Here is a 19986-nt window from a genome sequence, read left to right as displayed (position 1 = left end):
TATCACCAGGATAAATCTGAAGCGGGGTGGTGCAATCGTCGACAAAGCGCTATCTCCAGTAGAAAAACAGCTGAAATATTCCCAACAAGCACGGGAATGCTATCTTGGATAGACGTTTATCTCGACAAAATATTCCGTGCCGTGCCAAACAAATCGCATGACGAATGACACGCGCACAGTGCCACAGCGGTTGGTGGAGTTTTTACCCAATCTGCGCCGATTTGCGATTTCGCTTTGCCACTCGCGAGAACTGGCCGATGATCTCGTGCAAGCCGCCTGTGAGCGTGCAATCGTCGCCGCCGACAGTTTCGCGCCGGATACGCGCTTTGACGCCTGGATGTTCCGTATCCTGCGCAATCTCTGGATTGATCATCTGCGCCGCGTCCGCACTGCCGGTCCGCAGGATGAAATCGAAAAAGCCTATGACGTGTCAGTGCCTTCGGGAGAGGCTGCAACCCATGCCCGTATGGAACTGATGGAAGTGGCGACTGCTTTGCAGAAACTGCCGGAAGAACAACGCGAAGTGCTCGTTCTGGTCTGCGTGGAGGAGCTGAGCTATCGCGATGCGGCCGACGTGCTCGCCATTCCCATCGGCACGGTGATGAGCCGTCTGGCGCGGGCGCGCAAAAATCTGGCCGAACTGACGGGAATAAGCCTTGGGGAGAAACGTTCGTCCGATACGAAAGGCGGCGTTGCATGACTATGGAACACTTTGACGACGAAACATTGATGGCATTTGCTGATGGCGAACTGGACGCGGTGACCAGCCAGCGGCTGGAGACGGCGCTCGAGACAGACGATACGCTGGCCGAACGGCTGGCCGTCTTTCTCGACACTCGCATGGCTGTTGGGGCCGCCATGAAGCCGTTGATCGATGAGCCGGTGCCGGAAGCACTTGCGACATCCGTTCGGCGCATGACAGAGGCGGCCGAGCACAAGGTGCTTGCCTTCCAACGCCCCGAAAAACGGATGCATATCCGCAGTAGGCAGCCTTGGATGATGCCGATCGCGGCTTCCATCCTTGCCGTCATCACCGGTGTCGGCGGATATATGGCGGGCCGAGGCAATGTCGACCTGGAGGGGGCCTCCGAAAACGCCTTGTTTGCCGCGCTTGACCAGCAACCTTCCGGCAGCGATGTCACGCTCGGCCAATCCGAGGCGCTGCATATCGTTTCAAGTTTTGTTGACGGTCGGGGAGAACTCTGCCGGGAGTTCGAATTGAAACGGCGCAACGAGACGACTGCAACCGTTGCATGCCGCACAAATGGCGCGTGGGTCACGCGTCTGGCGTTGTCGTCGCCGCGTTCAGAAGGTTACGTGCCAGCATCCTCTCAGGAAACGATCGACGCCTATCTCGCTTCGATCGAAGCCGGTGAACCGCTTGCCGCAGAGGCTGAAAGAAACGCGCTCGCCGGAATGGCCGAATGATTCTTCAGATGCGTTCGGAATAAGTTCTAACCTGCGCCGTTCTCCACGCACATGCTGCGAGGAGAACGATCATGACACTGCCACTGCTGAAAAAGCCCGAACCGAGAGTGACTTTCCTCTGCAGGAACGAGGACGAGGGCATCATCCCCGTGCCCGTGAGGGCAAAAACCGCGCTGCCGGAGTGGTTTCGCAAACTGCCGCCCGTCACCGAGGCGCGTCTTTCGACGACCGATAACGGCCTCACCGTTAAGCGTTGCATGCCGTTTCTCGATGCAATGGCAACGGGGTGGATCATTGGCCTTGCCGCGACGGTGCGCATGCAGATCTCCGATGGTGGACAGACGGTGGATTGCGGCTGGGATTTTGACCGCACCATGGTCAGCAACCACGCTAACCACCAGGTGGCCGGAAATCCGCGCGAACCGATGCCGCCCTGCAAGTTTCACAATTACTGGACCATCGTCACGCCGCCGGGCTGGAGCTGCCTGTTCCTACCTCCGCTGAACCGCCCGAACGGCGTGTTCGAAATTGTTTCGGGCGTGGTGGATACCGACAGCTACCAGTCGGAAATCCATTTTCCGTTTTTCGCCATCGGTGAAGATGGATTGCATGTTCTGGAGCGCGGCACGCCTATCGTGCAGATCATTCCCTTCCGCCGGGAAACGACCGACCTTGCCGCCGATATCCGGTCGGAAAGCGAAGGTGAGGCGGTGACCCGGAAATCGATCCTGCGCAAGACGCAGGCATCCGATGGCTGGTATCGGAAATTCGCCCGGGCTCAGCGTTGAAATTCGCCGATCCAAGCCCCTTTCGCCGATATCCGGCCTTTGTCGGTTCTCGACGCGCGCCGTTACGTATCGTTAAGATGTTGAAAATAATTATTATTTTGTGGAATATGTCCGAAGGCGATCCGTTTCTCTCAGGCAGTCAATGAAGGCTGCCTGACAATCAGGAGAAACAAAATGAAGAAGATGTTTGCCATTCTGGGCTCATTGCTTGCCACCAATGTTGCAACTTCAACCCCAGCCGTCGCCGACGATCCAGTCACCCGCTTCCTGCAGCGCACGTTCAACAATAACGCAATCTCTCGCGAGGCGCGTCGTGGCCGTGACGATAATCGCAGGAGCTGGTCTAATTCCAGCGCGAATAGGTCCTCGAACTCTTCCAGCAACTTCAGCTCGAACGGAAACTCGAATTCCAACAGCAACTCAAACTCAAACTCAAACTCAAATTCGAATTCGAACAGTTCGTCGAACTCGTCGAGCAATTCCAGCTCGAACAGCAGTTCGAACTCCTCAAGCAATTCCAGCTCGAATTCGTCGTCGAACTCCAGCTCGAACTCTTCCGACGACGATTGAAACATGGTCTCGGTATAGCAACTGCGCCTACCTCGGAAACTGACTTGCCGATTGATTACCTCCAGTCTGCCGAGAGCCAAGGCCTTCTACGACTATTGGGTAGATGTGCGTAACGTTAAATGGCGATCTTTCCGTTACTGTTGAGATCGCCATCCGGCACTAGGAATCTAATGCCCGACACGTTCACAAAGCATTCGCGCGCCTGAATCGTGCGTGTAACGCTGCCTAGGCTCCTGACGCACTATCAACTCAACTAAAACGCGCCAAAAGCGTTGAAGGAGATGTCGAGGTCAGTGTGGGACGCATCCCTCGCTCTTTCTCGATCAAGCTAGGAGCAACGTATGCAAAAGATTAGCAAGATTTTCAGCGCGATTTCATTGTCGGTAGTCATGACATTTTCATCGTTAACCGCCGCGTCAGCCACGCCAATGCCCGCATTTTCCGCGCCTAAAGTCTCAAATGTGGAGGAAGTGCAGTATCGTCATCATCGTCGTCACTATCGGGAATGGCGTCACCACCGCGCTGACAGGTATCATCATAGGCACTATCACCGTCATCATCGCCGTTCGAACGCTGGTGCAATCATAGGCGGGCTTGCTGTGGGAGCTATCATTGGCGGGGCATTAGCAGCTCCGAGGCATTCTTATAGAGGAGGCCATGCCCAGTGGTGCGCAAATCGCTACCGGACATATCGTGCCTATGACAACACCTATGTCCCGCGGGTGGGTGTGCGTGCCTACTGCAGGTCTCCATACAACTGATTTGCCGGAGACCGGTTTGGTGCGGCCTGCCACAAGCAGGCCGCCGGTGATCAATAGAGCAATCGCGCGCGGATGGTTCCGGGAATTTCCCGTAATGCCTGGAGAACGTCGTTCGCGTGGTCGGATGTGCCTTCAGCTTCAATGACGACGTAACCCGTGTCGCCATGGGTCTGCAGGAATTCGCCGACGATATTCAATCCACGCGAGTAAAAGATCTCATTCAGTTGGATGAGAATGCCAGGACGGTTCTGATGCACATGCATGAAGCGCGTACCATTCGGTCGCTCGGGCAACTGAACCTGCGGAAAGTTGACGGCGCCCATTGTCGAGCCAATGTCGGAATACTCAATGAGTTTTCTGGAAACTTCTCCGCCAATGCGCTCCTGCGCCTCTTCTGTTGAGCCACCGATATGCGGTGTCAGGATAACGTTGTTCAAACCCTGCAAGGGTGTTTCGAAACGATCCTTGTTCGATGCGGGCTCTTTCGGGAACACGTCAACGGCAGCACCGGCGAGATGACCATCCTGGAGGACTTTCGCGAGCGCGTCGAGATCAACTACAGTGCCGCGTGAGTTGTTGATGAAGATGGCACCTTTCTTCATGCGGCGCAGTTCGGTTTCGGTGATCATGTTGTTGGTCGATGGCGTTTCAGGGACGTGCATCGACACATAATCAGAAATTTCGAGAAGCTCACCGAGCGAATCCATCGATTCAGAATTGCCACGGCGCAGTCTGTCGGAAAGATCGAAGTAGCGTACGACCATACCCATGCTTTCGGCCAGCGCGCTCAACTGCGAGCCGATATTGCCATAGCCGACAATCCCGAGCGTCTTGCCGCGTACTTCGCGGCTGCCGACAGCCGACTTTTCCCAACCACCCTGGTGGGCGGACGCCGAACGCGGGAATATCTGCCGTGTCAGCATGATGATTTCGCCGATCACAAGTTCTGCGACCGAGCGCGTGTTGGAATAGGGCGCGTTGAATACGGGGATACCGCGTCTCCGGGCGGCGTCGAGGTCAACCTGGTTCGTTCCGACAGAGAAACAACCAACGGCGATGAGCTTTTTGGCTGCGTCGAAGATTTCTTCTGTCAGTTGAGTGCGCGAACGAATGCCGATGATGTGAGCGTCGGCGATGTGGCGCTTTAACTCGTTGTCATCAAGGGCCTTCGGCAGATGTATGAGATTGGTGTAGCCGGACGCTGAAAAGTAATCCACGGCAGTCTGGCTAATGCCTTCGAGCAGAAGCACGGAAATTCGGTCACGCGGGAGGGAGAGTTGGGTTGTCATCGGTGTTCTTTCGATTTCCGGACTTAAGAGACGTTAGTGGTGTTTGTAAGTCGATACGGAGGATTAAAACAAGACATTGAGGCCACCAATAGGCTCAAACAGAATGAGGAGCAATTAAACAGGCGATAGGTAGCCCGAAAGTGGGGGATGAAGCTGCTGAACACAAAAGGGGTGGCGCGCAAAACGGCTATCACCAGGATACAGGACCCCGGTGGTTGCGAGCTCGAAGAGTCTACTTGAGACATATGGACCAAGGAGATATGAGCGTCCTATCAAGATTGGATACCTGCCCTTCCCGTTGAGAAAGAGGCATCCTCACCTTATTTGGAATTTACATGCCTCACCGGAAAACCTACGTGGCGTTCGCCTTTGCTTTTTTCCTGAGCATGTATTTCAGAACGTTCTTCGCGGTCGTGGGCCCTGAACTCTCGCGTGACCTCGCGCTCACCCCGGTTCAGTTCGGGCTGCTTTCCTCGGCATTTTTTGCAAGCTTCGCGATCTCGCAGGTCCCTGTCGGGTTGCTTTTCGATCGTTTCGGCTGTCGGCTGCCTGCAGCGGTGCTTGTTCTCTTGGGTTCAGTTGGCGCGGCACTGATGGCCGGCGCAACCTCATTTTTCCCGGCAGTGTTGGGCCATGGGCTTTTGGGTATCGGATGTGCGCCGGCCCTGATGTCGGTCTATTTTTATTTCGGTCAAACGCAGACCTGGCAAAAAGCCGCACGAACTGCGACGGGCATCGCCGCACTAGGGTCAATTGGCGCACTCGTCTCGACAACACCCCTCGAGATGGTTGTTTCCTCCTTTGGGTGGCGCAATGCTGTCGCGGTGTCGGCATGTTTCCTGGCAGTTGCAGCCGGGTTGGTCTGGATGTGGGTTCCCGCATTGACAAGAAGCCAGGACATCGGGCGCGATGCCTCGGATTCCATCAAAACAAACCCGATGTTCCTTGCTCTTCTGGCGCCGATTTTCCTCAGCGCGTCACTCGGGACCGTCTTCAGGAGCGCGTGGGCGTCACCCTACCTGCTCGACGTCGTGGAGCTTTCCTCTCAGGGCGCTGCAAATATCTTCGCCTTGATCAGCGTAGCAGGAACAGTCACGGGTTTTTTGCTGCCTTTCGCAATGCGACGCTGGAAGCCCGGATCTATTGTAGCGGTCTTCTATACCTGCGCGATCACACTCACGGCTGCTCTTGCAATCGGTCCGGCGCAAAGCCCGATCTCGGCGGCCGCGGCGCTCTCGATGCTTTATGCAATCGGCAATTGCCACACCATCGCTATGGCAGAAGCGCAGTCTCACATTGAAGCAAGAAGGCGAGGGGTTATTCTCGGATTGCTGAATGGTCTCGGCTTTGTCGGCGTTGCTCTGTTTTCGCCGCTCTTCGGCGTGATTGCGCGGGTCTTCGATCAGGAACCTGCATTCAGCATCATGTTTGGTGTCACCGCCTGCGCGCTGGTCGTGTCTCTCATCGCTTATTTGTTTCGTGGACGCGCAGTCCGGTCATAACCGGATGCCACAAGCAGCCACCACGGAGCCTGAGGAAGAATAGCTTATGAGACGCAAATTCAAGAAGACGTTGCCAAACTGCCCTGACCGCCTTTCACTCTGCATCGATCACGGATTATCGTCGTTGCCTTCTTGCTGGATCTCGCTTTTCGCCTTCCTGAATGAGAGCTTCATCCGCAGCCTCCAGTCCTTCTTCATCAGAAGTAACATGAAAGGTGGTTGCGCAGCAGTTTGGACGAGGCAATCTCGTTACAGTCGCGTGTTTTTCCGCGAGATTTGATGGCCATCGAGCGGGCGCCGGAGCTTTGGGTGAAGAGGCCATCCCCGAAAGAACCGCTTCTCATTTAAGCACGGCTTGCTGTTAACACCGGTCAGTCACCTCTCCCGACAAATAAGAAACCCTCCCAGAGGAGGGTTTCACGATTGGCAACGCAAACATTTAACAGCTTACGATCAAGAGATTGTTCGAGCTACAGGGCGCTTTGTCTCACGACGGTTATCTTGCCGATCGCTACAAGCGGTGTCACGTCGAGCGTTTCACCAGTATCGGCCAAGTCAAGGCTATAGTGGAATGCCCTGCCATCAGGGTGATCTACTGTTTCGTGGATTTTTTCTTTGCCGAAATAGGGGCCGGCAGGGATCGAAAAGCCAGAAGCTTCACAGTCTTCGACAGCTCGAAAACGTACGGGTGCACCTTCCATTTGTTCCTCCATGAGTTCACGCAAATGAAAAATATGCAGCGGGTACTGCCGAAATATGTTGCCTCGAAACAAACCGTGAGGCAACCGTGCCGGTGCACCCCTCAGAAATGACAGTCTCTGACTGCGTCCAAAGCGATGCATGGAAGCTCGCAGTCTCACATCTGGACGATCACGTTCAGGCTTCCATCTTTCTGTTTACCAGATAAGCAAGCGCGACTGCAGAACAAAAAGCATAAGGGCTCAAGAGCAAGATGTCTGCGTAGGATATCTCGAACAACATCGTCGCCGGCCAACCAAGAACAAAGACCCATGTGAAAACTGCGCCGCAAACAAGCAGCGTCGATGCTCTGAAAGGAGCGCCTGGTACCAGGTAATTCGTGACGATGACTGACGGAATACCAATCAACAAACAGCCTGGAATAGTACCAAAAAGGCTCATCAAAACCAGGAAAGCGTAAAGCAACACATCATACGCGTCTAGCGAGTATTCTGGGTCAGGATGCGTAGCAAAAAGGTACGCTAGCACTATAAGCGACCCGGCTACACTTCCAACCATCGCTGACAGAAGTGAGGCAGGAACCAAATTTCGCATATGGCTTAGCAAATATTCGCTCCTGCAACTCATTGACCGTCACCGCTCTAGAACGTGTCGTGACCCGTTGTGGTCTGCCTGCGAGCGAAATGCACGCTGTGAGCGGGGAGAGCAAGACGTTTTCAATGTTTATTTAGATCGGGACACCGCTCGGTGTTGCCGAGCTTGCTGGATCAGGAAGAGCGCGCCCGGCTTGCGGTGGAGGAGCATCACGCGATCGTTGAAGCTTTGTTGCGAAGGGACCGAGACGCGGCCGAGGATGCGGCTCGCGCTCATGTTCGGGCCTCGCAGAAACACAGGATGCTGATGCGTCTACGATCGCCCGAGCCCACGCGAGCCCCTGATGCCCAAATTGATTGCTAACAGAAACACCGTCAGCGTTTCGAGGCTGCATTGCTCGGTCTATTTGATGCTGAAGCCGAGACGGTGCAATGTTTGTTTGAGGTCTGCTCTGCCTTTCAAAGCTTCAGCGTTTTCGATGCGTTTCGCAATAGGGGCTGTCCAGCCATATTCGGGAAGTCCCTGCCTCTCCTGAAAAACCTTCATGACTTCGTCGTAGCTATCCAGGTCATGCTGTTCCGTGCCTGAATATGTTTCACGAAACAGTACCGAAGATTGCGGGAGGCGCGGTTTGACGTCGGTCTTTACTGCCGGATCGGGATAGCCGACCGAAAGACCAAATACGGCCACCACGTCGGCGGGAAGGGTTAGCTCGCGTGAGACATCTTCGGGTTTGTTGCGAATACCGCCCACATAACAGGAGCCCAGGCCGAGGGAGTCAATTACCGATACCGCATTTTGCGCTGCAAGGGCGGCGTCGATGACACCGATCAGGAAGCTCTCCAGATAATCCAGTCCCTCACCGTCGTTGCCCTGGCTGGTTGCGACATTGCGCAGCCGCTTCAGATCAACCAACCAGACGAGAAACAGAGGCGCTTGCTTGATGTGGGCATTCCCACCCGTGAAATCTGCCAGCCGCGCTTTGCGATCGTTGTCTTCGACTGCAACGACGCTCCAGGCCTGAAGATTGGATGACGTGGGAGCAGACTGGGCAGCCGCGACGAGAAGTTCAAGGCTCCCCTGTGGTAAAGGTCTAGGAAGATATGCGCGCGTCGTGCGGTGGTTCAGCAGCACGTCAATCGTGTCGTTCCAGAAGGGGGGAGAGAAATCAGCCTCCGTCCCATAACGGTTCGTGACCCGTTGTTTTTGTTGTTGTTGTAAATCGATTGTTCTTGCTGGGTCGAAAACGCTCATTTGAAAACCTGTGATTGGTAGAATTGGATAGGCCCCGACGAAGGTTGGGTATCATCAGTTTTTAATAATCGCCACCGGTGTCGAGGCCGAGGAATATCCTGCCCAATCGTGATTTCAGCGTGAAACAACATTCCTGGGATTTCTACAGCCTACCACCACAATGGATGTCATTCATCCATCACGCGTCAAAGGCTTTTCAGGAATTGGTGCGCGCCTTATCGAAGGGAATAACCGCCGTCGCTGAATAGCGTGCTGCCGGTCATGTTGGTGTTGTCCAGCAGGAAGAGCGCGGCATGTGCCTGCTCCTCTACGGTGGCGGGACGTTGCACGAGATTGAGCGTGCTCCAGATCGCGTATGCCGGCTCCCGTACATGGTCCGGACGGTTTCGCCATAGCTCGCTGTCTGTTGTTCCAGGAGAGAGGCAATTGACCCGGATTGGATTGAGTTCAACTGCCAGTCCACGAGCAAGCCCCTCCAGCGCGGAGTTGCAAGCGGCATAAGCCGGAGCGCCTATAGGCCGTGCCGAGGCGGCACCAGACATGAGAAGGACAGATGCATTCTCGGCGAGGCGCGGCAACGCGGCATGGACTGCCCAATATTGGCCCCAGAACTTCGCCTTGAAAAGTTGCTCACTGGTTTCGAGGTTGCCCTCGGAAAAAGAGCCCGTCTTATAAGTGGCGGCGGGGGTGAAAAGGCCAGCAAGCAGGGACGCTCCGGCAAAAAATCGGTTGAGGCTTTCTTTCTCGGTAATCTCCACCGTTTGGCCTGATGCCCCATCTCCTAGCGCCAACAGTGCATCGGCCAAGCGATGTTGGGAGCGACCTCCAATTAGGACACGATCTCCACGTTCTATCAGTTTCCGGGCGAGGGCGAATCCAATTCCGGACGTTCCCCCAATGATTGCGTAGGTTCTGTTTTTGCTCATGATTGCGATCATAAGCTGGGAACTACTATCCTCAATAACGGATAATTTTCGTTCGATTGCCGAATAAAATTCGCTAATGAGAGATATGCAGCATCAACACGGCGACGATATGGGTGTCTTTCTGTCTGTCTGCGAAACAGGTAGTTTCGCAGCCGGTTCGACGCGTCTAGGGCTTTCCGCTTCTGCAGTGGCAAAAGCAGTGGCGCGGCTGGAAGGACGGCTGGGCATAAGGCTGTTTCAACGTTCGACGCGCAGATTGAGCCTGACTGCCGAGGGCGTCGTCTATCGTGATGCCTGTCTCAACGCGCGACGAGAGATTGAACGCGCCGAGTTCGCAATTTCAAGCCTTTCCCAAGAGCCTTCTGGTGCATTGCACATCAGCCTGCCGCCGCTCTTTGGCGCCAGGATCGTAGCACCAGCGCTTTATAGCCTCTGTAGAAGATGGGCGAACCTTGATCTTAGAATTTCAACATCAACGATACCCAGTGACCTTTTGGATGGTAAAACCGATCTTGCCGTTAGAATTGGCGAGGTGGCAGACACGAACGGCTTGATGTCGCGTGCCCTCGGGAGCCAAAAGGTCGTACTATGCGCGTCTGCTGACTATTTTGCAGACCGGATGATCCCATACAGAATTGAAGATCTGGCCGAACACGCACTGATCGCCTCACCGGTGAACGGTAAAGCTGGCCCTTGGCAATTCCGTAACGCTGATGGGAATTTGCTCGCCTGGCACCCCAAAACCCGGCTTGTCCTTGAGGGTAGCTTGCTGACGCTTTCAGCCATCAAAGAGGGAGAAGGTCTTGGCCTCGTGCCGCGGTGGCTTGTACGAGATGATATCGCCAGCGGGCGATTGGTGTCGGTGCTAGATGACCGGATTGCGGGGCATTTGCCAATCCAGGCGCTCTGGCCGGCATCACCTGCGATGTTGCCGCGCTTGCGGGTGGCTATCGATGCGATTGTAGATGCGACCAAACCTTTGCTTGTCGATGGCGCGCTGCTTTGAGCCGAGAATGTACTCTTCGTTGGACCAAAGTCTTGTCGTCGCCGAGATACAGCCAAAGCGTAAAGTGGATGTAAGATACGGTTCAAGCCGGATGCTGCTGTACGCTTAATCCCCCGTCGATCGTTAGACACGTCGCGTTCATGAATGGGCACTCGTCGGAAACCATGAAAACTGCGGCCATGGCAATTTCCTGTGGGGTCGCGATACGACCGCCGGGATGTAACTTCATTGTCTCGGCTTTAGCAGCTTCGGGGTCGGGAAAGCCGTTCCAGTAGTCGATCACCTTCTGGGTGGAAACGTAACCCGGCGCGAGCGCGTTCACGCGTATTCCCTCGTGTGCATATTCAAGGCCCAATGACTTTGTCATCCCAAGCAGCGCGTGTTTGGCAAGTGGATAGGGAAATGTGTGAGCGATGATGGTGAAGGCGTGGGTCGATGCGATGTTCAGTATCACACCCTTTTTACGCGCAACCATGGCCGGCAGAACAGCGCGGCAGCAGTTCCAGGCACCTTTCAAATTAATGTCGAAGCAGCGATCCCAATCCTCATCCGTTGAGGAGAGCGGTTCGGAAAAAACATTGACGCCGGCGTTATTGATGAGAGCGTTGATTTCTCCAATTTCATCACCAGCGTCATTGACCGCGGCTTCAATCGAGGTGCGGTCGGTAATATCAGCGGTGCGATGTAGCAGTGGAGCGCCCTGGTCGCGCAGGCGAGAAGCCATGTCTTCGAGCAGATTATTGTCACGGTCAACCAATAGCAGGGAGGCGCCCTCGCGAGCGCACGCTTCGGCAATGGCAAGGCCGATCCCTTGCGCAGCGCCAGTGATCATGATGCGCTTGCCTATCAATCGTTCAACCATGATCATGTCTCCGAAACTGAATTGTCGTATGGGAATGGAGTGTTTCTGACTGCTTCAAAAGCGTTAGCCCACCCAAGCTTTCCATATGATGGGCATTGGGAAGGTGGGTCATAGGCTCAAGACAGAAGAAATCCTGCCTATCTGACGGCGCGTAAAGCATCAAGACGGCGTGCGCTGGTGTGGTTTCGATCAATGCCTCAAGCCGAAGTTCCGGCCATTCGATTGATGCCGTTCCTTCCCAGTTTCCAAATGCATTGTTGATAAAACGCTTTGGCAGTCCGGTACCGGTGCGAATGTCGAGATCGGACGGAAATTCCTCCTTGGAACCGGGTAAATGCCCCGCACGCTCGGACCAGTACTCGCCAGCGGATGCCTTAACACGCACCGAAGGCGTGCGGACAAAGAACGGATGCTGACCCAAGCCGAATGGCATGGTTTCAGCGGCTTTGTTGGAAACGGAGAGGTAGAGCGTGAGGGTGCCGTCGCTTACCGTGATCCGCTGTCTGGCTCGATAGTGATAAGCACTTTGCTCATCGGGAAGATGCTCGAACTCTAGCTCGATGCCTGCGTCATCGACCCCATCCACAGACCAGTTTTCAAGCCAGCCATCCCCGTGAACATAAAATGGGTCGGATGTGTTTGGCTGGAACGTGTACGTTTTTTTGCCGAACCGGAATTGATTGAACTCAACCCGGTTACCGAATGGGATAAGCGGAAAACTTGCCATGTCGTTGCTTGGGCCGCCGGCCCCAATCATCACAGGAATTCCAGCAAAAGTTACGGTCTGCAGGGATCCTCCCCGCCGTGATACGAGAACGGCGAGATCGCCGCTCTCGAGTTTATAAATTTCGGTGGCGCTCATCGACGTCCCGCTGCCGAAGACCTCAGATTGTCGAGCAAAACAGCGAGGAGAAGGATCAGGCCACGCACAACGTACTGATAGAAGGCCTGGATGTTGAGGAGGTTCATGACGTTTTCAGCGATACCCATGATAAGGACGCCGACGATAACGCCACTCATCGCCGCCCGGCCGCCTGCAAGCGAGACCCCGCCAAGTACGCAAGCAGAAATCACCGACAGTTCGAGACCCGTTGCTGCATTAGGCTGACCCGATGTGATGCGCGATGCAAGCAAGATACCGGCGACCGCGCAAACCAGACCCTGCAGCATGAAGATCCAGACCCGCATATTGACGACGTTCACGCCAGCCAGACGCGAGGCCTCCGGATTGCCGCCGATAGCAAGAGTATTCTTGCCGAACACGGTGCGGTTAAGGAGAAAACCGAAGATGATAAAGGTAGCGAGCATGACCCATATCGGTGTTGGGACGCCGAGAAATTTCGACAGGGCCAGCTGATAAAATCCGGGGTCGTTTATGCCTACGGCGCGTCCGTCCGACGAGATTAGTGCCAGACCCCGCACGATCTGCATAGTCGCGAGCGTTGTGATCAGGGCATTGATACGGAAACGGGCAATCACGAGCCCATTGATAAGCCCCACCGCACTGCCGCATGCGATCGCCGCCAGAATCCCAAGTGCGATCGAGCCGGTGGCGTTCGATGCCATGACGGCAACCATGCCGGAAAAGGCAACGGTTGATCCGACCGAGAGGTCGAAGTCTCTCGAGGCAAGGCAAAACATCATCGTGCATGCAACGATACCGATCGTCACAACCGACTGCAGCAGGCCCAGCATGTTGCGTTCGGTCAGAAAGTTCGGAACCGTCAGCGAAACAATGAGGAAAGCAACGGCAAAAAGAACGACGAGGCCCTGTTCACCCAGGAGAAGTTTTTTCAAAGACGTCATTGTTACTGGACCTGTTCGCTTGGAAGTTCGCTGGCGGAGGTGATATCGGGCAGGGCGGCAGCAAGAATGCGCCGCTCATCAAATTCTTCCCGTTTGAAATCGGCTGCGATACGCCCATGGCACATCACCATAATGCGATCGGTAATGCCCATGACCTCCGGCAACTCGCTGGAGATGACGACGATGGCCATTCCCTGTGAAGCGAGGTCGTAGAGGATTTCATAAATCTCGGATTTCGCTCCGACGTCTATGCCTCGGGTGGGTTCATCAATGATGAGCACTTTGACACCTTGCTCGGACAGCCAGCGGCCGAGGATGACCTTCTGCTGGTTTCCACCCGAGAGATTGATGATGTCCTGTTTTCGCGAAGGCGTGCGGACCCGGAGTTTGGCAATGAATGTTTCGGCGAGATCAGCCTCCTTCTTCGGCTGGATGAGGCCGAAGGGGGAAAAATGCCGGCGGGAGGAAATCGCCATATTTTCTTCGATAGAACGTCCTTGGACAATTCCGTCGAATTTTCGGTCTTCAGGGCACAGGACGAGGCCGGAACGGATCGAATGTGGCGGGCTATTTTCCGCCACCAGAGCGTCATCTACGCGCACTGTTCCTTTTGCACGGTCATCCGCGCCGTAAACAAGGCGCATGAGCTCACTGCGTCCGGCGCCGATCAGTCCGAAGAAGCCGAGGATTTCTCCTTGGCGCACAGAAAAGGCGGCGGGATGTGAAAGTTTGGGGCCTGCGATGTCCTCAATTTCAAGGCGGACCGGTCCGAAGTCACGGCCGCGCCAGCCCCAGATATTGGAAATCTCGCGTCCGACCATTTCCGCGATGATTTGGTCGCGCGTCACATGGTTCATGTCAGGATGGTGGGCTGCAAGCTTGCCGTCGCGCAGAACGGTCATGCTGTCACACAAGCGGAAGATTTCGTCCAGTCGATGCGAAACATAGAGAATGACAGTGCCCTGTGCACGCAGGCGGTCGATCAATGTGAAGAGAATTTCGCTTTCGCGCGATGAAAGCGATGATGTCGGCTCGTCCAGCGCAATGACGCTTGCATCCGCCATGATTGCCTTGGCGATTTCAACCATCTGCCGGGCGCCGATCGAAAGCGTCGCGACTTTGGCGGCAGGATCGACATCGATGCCGATTTCGTCGAGTTTCTGGCGAACGACATCGAGAAGTTTACGCCGATCGATCACGCCTGCCTTGCCGGGAAATCGGCCGAGCCAGAGATTTTCCGCGACTGTCAACTCGGGGACAAGCTGCAGTTCCTGGTGGATAACGATAACCCCGGCGTCGAACGCGTCCCGTACGGAGTGGTAGTGCTGAACCTCGCCGTCGATGACGATTTGACCTGTGTCGGCTGACTGGTCGCCGGACAGCAGGCGGATCAACGTTGATTTGCCCGCGCCATTTTCGCCCATAAGGCCATGCACGGCACCTTTACGGACACCGAACGAAATGCCTGACAACGCCTGAACGCCGGGGTAGCCCTTTGATATCGCTTTGAATTCGAGAAAGTCTTGCATGAATGCACTCCGGCAGGAAGGCTGGCGGCACGAAAAAGGTCGCCAGCTTCATAACTTCGGAAGGAAAGATTATTCGATGCCGAGGTCTTTGCGCACGGACTGATAGTCATCGCGCTTGGCGAGCTGACCTGCTGTGAGGATCAGCTTTTCCGGTTCGGTTCCGTTGGCAATCCACTCGTACATGTTGAGTGCGGTCTCATAGCCATGACGCTTAGGAGAGATGATAACCGTGCCGAAGAAGCCGGTTGCAGCGGGCTTCTTGAATTCGTTGATGGCCGACTCCGCGCCGCCAATCCCGATCCCGATAACACCATCGGCAGCAATACCAACACTTTCGGTCGCGCGAACCGCACCAAGAACGGCCTCGTCATTGAGGCCGACAGCGACCCAGTGCTTGATGCCTGCATTCTTGTTGAGAACGATCGTCGCAGCGTTTAGTGCTGCTTCGGTGTCGGTCTTAGCCTGCGGTGCATCGAAGATATTGGCGTCAGCGAAACCGGCGGCCTTCAGAACGGAAACAGCGCCACCGACGCGATCAACCGCTGTTGGCAACTGTTCGTAGGAGACCCGAATGACGCCGACGTCAGCGATATTCCAGCTACGGTTCTTGACTTCGGCAACAATAGCCTCGCCAACGGCCTCACCGATCTTGGTCGCGGAGATGCCCATGTGTGGCACGTCTTCGATAGGGCTGCCATCAGCATTCACAAGGCGATCGTCAACAGTCATGAGCTTGAGGTCATTAGCCGCAGCTTTTGCAACAATGCCGGGGCCAAGTTTCACATCGGGTGTGCAGATGATGAAGCCCTGCGCTCCCTGGGCGCCAAGGTTGTCGATCGCCGACTGAACCTTCTCGCCATCCTCAGCGCCAATCTTGACGAGGGTGAAGCCTTTTTCCTTGGCAGCGACTTCCGCGAACTTCCATTCGTCCTGGAACCACGGTTCTTCCGCCTGCTTGACGACGAAGCCGATCTTGACGTCGGCCGCGAATACGGAGGTGGCCGCGATAACGGCGACAGTGCCAGCCAGGATGGCTGTCTTGAAAATGCCCATTGTCTCTCTCCCTGATCTTCTGCTGATGCAGTGCAACGAGGTTTAGTGTCTTTCATCATATTCGTCAATTGCATTTGTATGATGAATAAAATATCAGTGTATGACTTTGACGCTTGGGCAGGTATTGTCGCGTTTGAGTGCAAATTGGTCTAATGATCGACCGCAGGGCGACGCGTTCGGGATGGAGTATTGAAGTGATTGAGCGAGAAGGTGTTTCCGCAGATGCCGTTCAAAAACGCCCGCGTGTCCAAAAAAATGTGACGCGTTCCATAGCTAGCGACATTTTTGCAGATGTCTTTCCCCCGGGGTCATTGCTGCCGACCGAAAGCGAGCTTTGCATTCGCTACGGCGTGAGCCGTACGGTGATCCGTGAGTCACTGAAAATCCTTGAATCCAAGGGGCTTGTCCGTGGCCGCTCTCGTGTCGGCACGTCGGTGTGCGATAAGGAAGAGTGGAACATTCTCGATCAGCAGATGCTTGAATGGATCGGCCCGCGGATCGTTGAAATGGATCTTCTTCAATGTGTTCTGGATGCACGGCGTGCAATCGAGCCGTTTGCAGCGGAGTTGGCGGCGCAGCGCGCAGGCGTTCAGGAAATCGCGGCAATCGAGGCTGCATGGCAGGCAATGTGTGACGCTGAAGGTGATGTCGAGAAATTCACCAAGGCCGATGTCGCGTTTCATACCGGTGTCTTGAAAGCCAGTCGTAACCAGGTGTTCATGCAGCTCTCAAGCATCATCAGCGCGGCACTGGAGTTTTCTTTGCATGCCTCCAACGAGGCTGTCGATACACGCGGCGAAGCACTTGATGTGCATCATGCCTTGATAGAGGCCCTGCGCATGCGTGACGCGAAAGCGGCGAGACACTGTTCGCAGCGCATGCTGGATATTGCCGCCCGCGATCTTGCCATCGCCATGCAGAAATATCCCGCAAGCGCCCTCTAAAATCCGGCGGCTCCAGTCGCCATCATCTGAGACAGAGTGAAGCAATGAAGATAACCAAGCTGACCACCTACATCGTCCCGCCGCGCTGGATGTTCCTGAAGATCGAAACCGACGAAGGTATCGTTGGCTGGGGAGAGCCGGTCGTGGAAGGCCGCGCGTTGACCGTGGAAGCGGCTGTGCATGAGCTTGCAGATTACATCATCGGCAAAGATCCCATGATGATCGAAGACCATTGGCAGGTCATGTATCGTGCGGGATTTTATCGCGGCGGCGCGATCCACATGTCCGCTCTTGCCGGCATCGACCAGGCGCTTTGGGATATCAAAGGCAAGGCGCTTGGCCAGCCAGTCCACTCCCTCTTAGGGGGGCAAGTACGCGACAAGATCAAGGTCTATTCCTGGATCGGCGGCGATCGTCCCTCAGATGTGGCAAAAAATGCCCGTGACGTTGTGGCTCGTGGCTTCAAGGCAATCAAGCTCAACGGTTGCGAGGAAATGCAGATCGTTGATACCTGGGAGAAGGTTGAAAAAGCCGTTGAAACCATCGCGACCATCCGCGAGGCAATCGGCCCGCACGTCGGCATAGGCGTCGATTTCCACGGTCGCGTCCACCGCCCGATGGCAAAGGTTCTAGCCAAGGAGTTGCAGCCCTACAACCTTCTCTTCATCGAAGAGCCGGTGCTGTCGGAAAATCGCGAAGCTCTGAAGGAGATCGCAAACCATTGCTCGACACCGATTGCACTCGGCGAGCGACTTTATTCTCGCTGGGACTTCAAGCAGGTTCTGTCAGACGGCTACGTTGACATTCTCCAGCCGGATCTGTCTCATGCAGGTGGTATTACGGAGTGCCGCAAGATTGCAACCATGGCAGAGGCCTATGATGTCGCACTTGCTCCTCATTGCCCACTCGGCCCAATCGCTTTGGCGGCATGCCTGCAGGTGGATGCTGTCAGTTACAACGCCTTCATCCAGGAGCAAAGCCTCGGAATTCACTACAACAAGTCGAACGATATTCTGGACTACATCTCCAACAAGGAAGTCTTTCACTATGCGGATGGCTTCGTGTCCATCCCCCAGGGGCCGGGTCTCGGCGTCGAGGTTGATGAAGCCTACGTGATCGAGCGTGCCAAGGAAGGACATCGCTGGCGAAATCCAGTCTGGCGTCACGAAGACGGAAGCGTTGCTGAGTGGTAACGTCCATTACGTCATAGCCAGCTTTGCAGCGAGCGTTCTAGTGCAAGCTCGCCGTCACGCTGCCTGGCCGGCTCGACCACAATCTAAGCCACAGGGTGAACAAGCGTTCACCCTGTGGCTTACTCTTCGGTACCGCATATTCGGAAATCAGCCGATCGACCGTTTCAGCCTCATTGGAGGCGAAGGTCTCCCACTCGCGCAACGATGCACTTCCTTAACTCGCGGACAAAACTCTGTGGAATGGTAGGCGCAATAACGCGCTTGAGGCAGCGGTTAAGACATGTCAATCAAACGATAGATCAGTAAGTCCGTGGCTTCAACAGCCAGGCGAACTCCGTGAAGATCCGTAAAGAAGCCTTGCCAGCTCATCGAACGACTGGAGTATTCCAAGCAGTTCGTTGAGCGAATAGAAGGCTGGCCTCGGATAAGGTGGGACGTGTTTTGCCGTGCCGGCAAATTCCGTCAACTCCTTGCTGAGAATTGCGAACGAGCTCTCATGTCGCGTGCCATTTGTCTCGATGCTGAAGTGAGTTTCAACAATGCTGCGGCCCTGAATTATGAAATTCAGCGATAGACCTTCTGGCAGGGACAGATGACGGTACACGGATCCCGGTCCACGGAGTTTTTCTAGAGGGATGATATCAGCCGTTGCCGCGAGAAGATTTTTTGAGGGCAATGCAATGGAGGGTTCCTCCGGCCGCAGTGGATAACCCGCACACAGTTTGTAGTAAAACGTGTGAATTCCGGACCGGCTGGCGGCTGCTAATAATGAAGACTGCTGCATAGCCTCGGTTCTACCATCAACGAACTTATGACGACAAGATATCGAGGTCGTTGAGCACCACCTGGGCCAAGTTTGATCGACCGCAGATCACGACCGTCGGTAAAATCATGCAAGCTTCGTAGAGTTTCGTCCCGAGTTTTTTGCATCATAGAGTGCGTTGTCGGCCCGTATCAGAAGTTCTTTCCGGCTCCCATGACGGTACTCCGCAATCCCAGCCGAAAACGTCACGTGAAGCTTTTCAGATGTGAAGGTTTTAGCCTCGAAAACACGTCGAAGATGGTCAATCCGATCATTTGCCGTGCCGACATCACAACAAGAAACTCTTCTTCGCCATAGCGAACTGCGAAGTCGCAAAGTGTCAGTTGAGCCGTGCTCTGTGCGATTGAGACCGCGCACGCGGTCACTTTATCCCTTCAGTACAAGTGATCGTGACCGCAACGGTGGAGACGCCCGCCAAGGCAGCTTCGTGGCGAAGAGATCGAGCACGCTCGAAAAGGATGACCCCAACTCGGGTATCGAGGTGGTTGAACATTGTTTCAGACAAATTATAAAATCAGAGCGTTTTTTTGGAAGCGTCGATATCGTCCGCCACGTTTACAATCGCCTTCGCAATCTCCCATTTGAGGTCAAGAGTTTCATACGTTCCAGAGATCAATTGGACACATTCATTGCAGCTCGCAAGGTATCGTTGATGCGCTCTTGCCAACCCGGACCGTCCGCCTGAAAATGCGCGAGGACATCGCTGTCGATCTTCAACGATACAAGCTCCTTGGTGTTAGGGATTGCAGGCCGTTCAACGGCCGGCGCTGCGACCTTCTTCATCGGCTTGAACAGCATCTCCGCTGCGTCTTTCGGATTGGACGGTCGTCGGGTTGTTGCCATGGTCATATCCTTTTGTGTTTAGCGCTTGGCAGCGCACCTAGTCAGTTTAAGTTTGCAGGCTGTATGTCCAAAAAGCGGTGGTAGCCATATGCGTAGTGGGCGGCCGAAAGAACGCA

General features: G+C 55.0%; 22 protein-coding genes. 9 read left to right on the top strand and 13 right to left on the bottom strand.

The genetic code is table 11. From position 1 onward, the window contains the following. Positions 1-157: 157 nt before the first annotated feature. From FY156_20020 to FY156_20010, 3 genes are all read left to right on the top strand, one after another. On the top strand, positions 158-700 hold the full coding sequence (locus tag FY156_20020) for an RNA polymerase sigma factor (protein UXS03826.1): 543 nt from the start codon (positions 158-160) through the stop codon (positions 698-700). Further along, on the top strand, positions 697-1428 hold the full coding sequence (locus FY156_20015) for a hypothetical protein (GenBank protein ID UXS03825.1): 732 nt from the start codon (positions 697-699) through the stop codon (positions 1426-1428). Before FY156_20020 ends, FY156_20015 begins: the two co-directional genes overlap by 4 nt. Positions 1429-1499: 71 nt before the next feature. Then, entirely contained in the window at positions 1500-2216 is a 717-nt protein-coding gene (locus tag FY156_20010) for a hypothetical protein (protein UXS03824.1), read from the top strand. A 131-nt stretch (positions 2217-2347) separates the two neighbouring features. On the opposite strand, the gene FY156_20005 is transcribed toward FY156_20010, so the two are convergent. Then, entirely contained in the window at positions 2348-2866 is a 519-nt protein-coding gene (locus FY156_20005; GenBank protein ID UXS03823.1) for a hypothetical protein, read from the bottom strand. Between the two features lie 309 nt (positions 2867-3175). Between FY156_20005 and FY156_20000 the strand changes: the two genes are divergently transcribed. Next, the gene (locus FY156_20000) at positions 3176-3547 is read left to right on the top strand and encodes a BA14K family protein (GenBank protein ID UXS05162.1); all 372 of its coding nucleotides are present in this window, start codon (positions 3176-3178) and stop codon (positions 3545-3547) included. Between the two features lie 50 nt (positions 3548-3597). Here the strand turns inward: FY156_20000 and serA are convergent, their stop codons facing one another. Further along, entirely contained in the window at positions 3598-4836 is a 1239-nt protein-coding gene (gene serA, locus FY156_19995) for a phosphoglycerate dehydrogenase (GenBank protein ID UXS03822.1), read from the bottom strand. 335 nt (positions 4837-5171) lie between these two features. On the opposite strand from serA, the gene FY156_19990 reads away from it, so the two are divergent. Further along, a complete protein-coding gene (locus tag FY156_19990; protein ID UXS03821.1) occupies positions 5172-6338 on the top strand; it encodes an MFS transporter in 1167 nt (388 codons plus the stop codon). 470 nt (positions 6339-6808) lie between these two features. Here FY156_19990 and FY156_19985 read toward each other — a convergent pair whose 3' ends face one another. After that, positions 6809-7039 (bottom strand): hypothetical protein, encoded by a 231-nt coding sequence (locus FY156_19985; GenBank protein UXS03820.1) that lies wholly within the window; start codon positions 7037-7039, stop codon positions 6809-6811. Positions 7040-7784: 745 nt separating this feature from the next. Here FY156_19985 and FY156_19980 point away from each other — a divergent pair. Then, on the top strand, positions 7785-7994 hold the full coding sequence (locus FY156_19980) for an FCD domain-containing protein (protein ID UXS03819.1): 210 nt from the start codon (positions 7785-7787) through the stop codon (positions 7992-7994). Between the two features lie 39 nt (positions 7995-8033). Here the strand turns inward: FY156_19980 and FY156_19975 are convergent, their stop codons facing one another. Further along, the gene (locus FY156_19975) at positions 8034-8885 is read right to left on the bottom strand and encodes an NADPH-dependent oxidoreductase (protein ID UXS03818.1); all 852 of its coding nucleotides are present in this window, start codon (positions 8883-8885) and stop codon (positions 8034-8036) included. A 215-nt stretch (positions 8886-9100) separates the two neighbouring features. Then, positions 9101-9811 (bottom strand): SDR family oxidoreductase, encoded by a 711-nt coding sequence (locus FY156_19970; GenBank protein UXS05161.1) that lies wholly within the window; start codon positions 9809-9811, stop codon positions 9101-9103. Positions 9812-9896: 85 nt separating this feature from the next. Here FY156_19970 and FY156_19965 point away from each other — a divergent pair, with 85 nt between their 5' ends. Next, complete coding sequence (locus tag FY156_19965) at positions 9897-10817, top strand: LysR family transcriptional regulator (GenBank protein ID UXS03817.1); 921 nt, start codon at positions 9897-9899, stop codon at positions 10815-10817. 82 nt (positions 10818-10899) lie between these two features. Here the strand turns inward: FY156_19965 and FY156_19960 are convergent, their stop codons facing one another. The 5 genes from FY156_19960 to FY156_19940 all read right to left on the bottom strand — a co-directional run bounded on the left by FY156_19960 (position 10900) and on the right by FY156_19940 (position 16067). Next, positions 10900-11679 (bottom strand): SDR family oxidoreductase, encoded by a 780-nt coding sequence (locus FY156_19960; GenBank protein ID UXS03816.1) that lies wholly within the window; start codon positions 11677-11679, stop codon positions 10900-10902. Then, entirely contained in the window at positions 11672-12541 is an 870-nt protein-coding gene (locus FY156_19955; protein UXS03815.1) for an aldose 1-epimerase, read from the bottom strand. Before FY156_19955 ends, FY156_19960 begins: the two co-directional genes overlap by 8 nt. After that, entirely contained in the window at positions 12538-13485 is a 948-nt protein-coding gene (locus FY156_19950; GenBank protein UXS03814.1) for an L-arabinose ABC transporter permease AraH, read from the bottom strand. The genes FY156_19955 and FY156_19950 overlap by 4 nt, the downstream gene beginning before the upstream one ends. Positions 13486-13487: 2 nt before the next feature. Then, positions 13488-15014, bottom strand: a complete 1527-nt coding sequence (locus FY156_19945; GenBank protein UXS03813.1) for an L-arabinose ABC transporter ATP-binding protein AraG — start codon at positions 15012-15014, stop codon at positions 13488-13490. 69 nt (positions 15015-15083) lie between these two features. Next, positions 15084-16067, bottom strand: coding sequence for an arabinose ABC transporter substrate-binding protein (locus FY156_19940; GenBank protein UXS03812.1), 984 nt, complete (start codon positions 16065-16067; stop codon positions 15084-15086). 152 nt (positions 16068-16219) lie between these two features. Between FY156_19940 and FY156_19935 the strand changes: the two genes are divergently transcribed. Both FY156_19935 and dgoD read left to right on the top strand, forming a co-directional pair. Further along, a complete protein-coding gene (locus FY156_19935; protein ID UXS03811.1) occupies positions 16220-17011 on the top strand; it encodes a FadR family transcriptional regulator in 792 nt (263 codons plus the stop codon). 44 nt (positions 17012-17055) lie between these two features. Further along, entirely contained in the window at positions 17056-18204 is a 1149-nt protein-coding gene (gene dgoD / locus FY156_19930; GenBank protein ID UXS03810.1) for a galactonate dehydratase, read from the top strand. Between the two features lie 316 nt (positions 18205-18520). Here dgoD and FY156_19925 read toward each other — a convergent pair whose 3' ends face one another. The 3 genes from FY156_19925 to FY156_19915 form a co-directional block, all read right to left on the bottom strand. Then, the gene (locus tag FY156_19925; GenBank protein UXS03809.1) at positions 18521-18988 is read right to left on the bottom strand and encodes a hypothetical protein; all 468 of its coding nucleotides are present in this window, start codon (positions 18986-18988) and stop codon (positions 18521-18523) included. Positions 18989-19093: 105 nt separating this feature from the next. Beyond that, a complete protein-coding gene (locus FY156_19920; GenBank protein ID UXS03808.1) occupies positions 19094-19384 on the bottom strand; it encodes a diguanylate cyclase in 291 nt (96 codons plus the stop codon). A 255-nt stretch (positions 19385-19639) separates the two neighbouring features. Continuing rightward, the gene (locus FY156_19915) at positions 19640-19870 is read right to left on the bottom strand and encodes a BrnA antitoxin family protein (GenBank protein ID UXS03807.1); all 231 of its coding nucleotides are present in this window, start codon (positions 19868-19870) and stop codon (positions 19640-19642) included. Between the last annotated feature and the right edge of the window lie 116 nt (positions 19871-19986).

Source organism: Agrobacterium tumefaciens (assembly GCA_025559845.1).
In the GTDB taxonomy this organism is placed as follows: Bacteria; Pseudomonadota; Alphaproteobacteria; order Rhizobiales; family Rhizobiaceae; genus Agrobacterium.
This window is presented reverse-complemented; position numbering and strand designations above follow the sequence as displayed.

Coding starts and splice junctions, on each gene's coding strand:
- FY156_20020 (UXS03826.1), top strand. CDS start 158: ATGACGAATGACACGCGCACAGTGCCACAGCGGTTGGTGGAGTTTTTA.
- FY156_19970 (UXS05161.1), bottom strand. CDS start 9,811: ATGAGCAAAAACAGAACCTACGCAATCATTGGGGGAACGTCCGGAATT.
- FY156_19960 (UXS03816.1), bottom strand. CDS start 11,679: ATGGTTGAACGATTGATAGGCAAGCGCATCATGATCACTGGCGCTGCG.
- FY156_20000 (UXS05162.1), top strand. CDS start 3,176: ATGACATTTTCATCGTTAACCGCCGCGTCAGCCACGCCAATGCCCGCA.
- FY156_20010 (UXS03824.1), top strand. CDS start 1,500: ATGACACTGCCACTGCTGAAAAAGCCCGAACCGAGAGTGACTTTCCTC.
- FY156_19935 (UXS03811.1), top strand. CDS start 16,220: ATGATCGACCGCAGGGCGACGCGTTCGGGATGGAGTATTGAAGTGATT.
- FY156_20015 (UXS03825.1), top strand. CDS start 697: ATGACTATGGAACACTTTGACGACGAAACATTGATGGCATTTGCTGAT.
- FY156_19990 (UXS03821.1), top strand. CDS start 5,172: ATGCCTCACCGGAAAACCTACGTGGCGTTCGCCTTTGCTTTTTTCCTG.
- FY156_19965 (UXS03817.1), top strand. CDS start 9,897: ATGCAGCATCAACACGGCGACGATATGGGTGTCTTTCTGTCTGTCTGC.
- dgoD (UXS03810.1), top strand. CDS start 17,056: ATGAAGATAACCAAGCTGACCACCTACATCGTCCCGCCGCGCTGGATG.
- FY156_19950 (UXS03814.1), bottom strand. CDS start 13,485: ATGACGTCTTTGAAAAAACTTCTCCTGGGTGAACAGGGCCTCGTCGTT.
- FY156_19940 (UXS03812.1), bottom strand. CDS start 16,067: ATGGGCATTTTCAAGACAGCCATCCTGGCTGGCACTGTCGCCGTTATC.
- FY156_19985 (UXS03820.1), bottom strand. CDS start 7,039: ATGGAAGGTGCACCCGTACGTTTTCGAGCTGTCGAAGACTGTGAAGCT.
- FY156_19915 (UXS03807.1), bottom strand. CDS start 19,870: ATGGCAACAACCCGACGACCGTCCAATCCGAAAGACGCAGCGGAGATG.
- FY156_19955 (UXS03815.1), bottom strand. CDS start 12,541: ATGAGCGCCACCGAAATTTATAAACTCGAGAGCGGCGATCTCGCCGTT.
- FY156_19975 (UXS03818.1), bottom strand. CDS start 8,885: ATGAGCGTTTTCGACCCAGCAAGAACAATCGATTTACAACAACAACAA.
- FY156_19925 (UXS03809.1), bottom strand. CDS start 18,988: ATGCAGCAGTCTTCATTATTAGCAGCCGCCAGCCGGTCCGGAATTCAC.
- serA (UXS03822.1), bottom strand. CDS start 4,836: ATGACAACCCAACTCTCCCTCCCGCGTGACCGAATTTCCGTGCTTCTG.
- FY156_19945 (UXS03813.1), bottom strand. CDS start 15,014: ATGCAAGACTTTCTCGAATTCAAAGCGATATCAAAGGGCTACCCCGGC.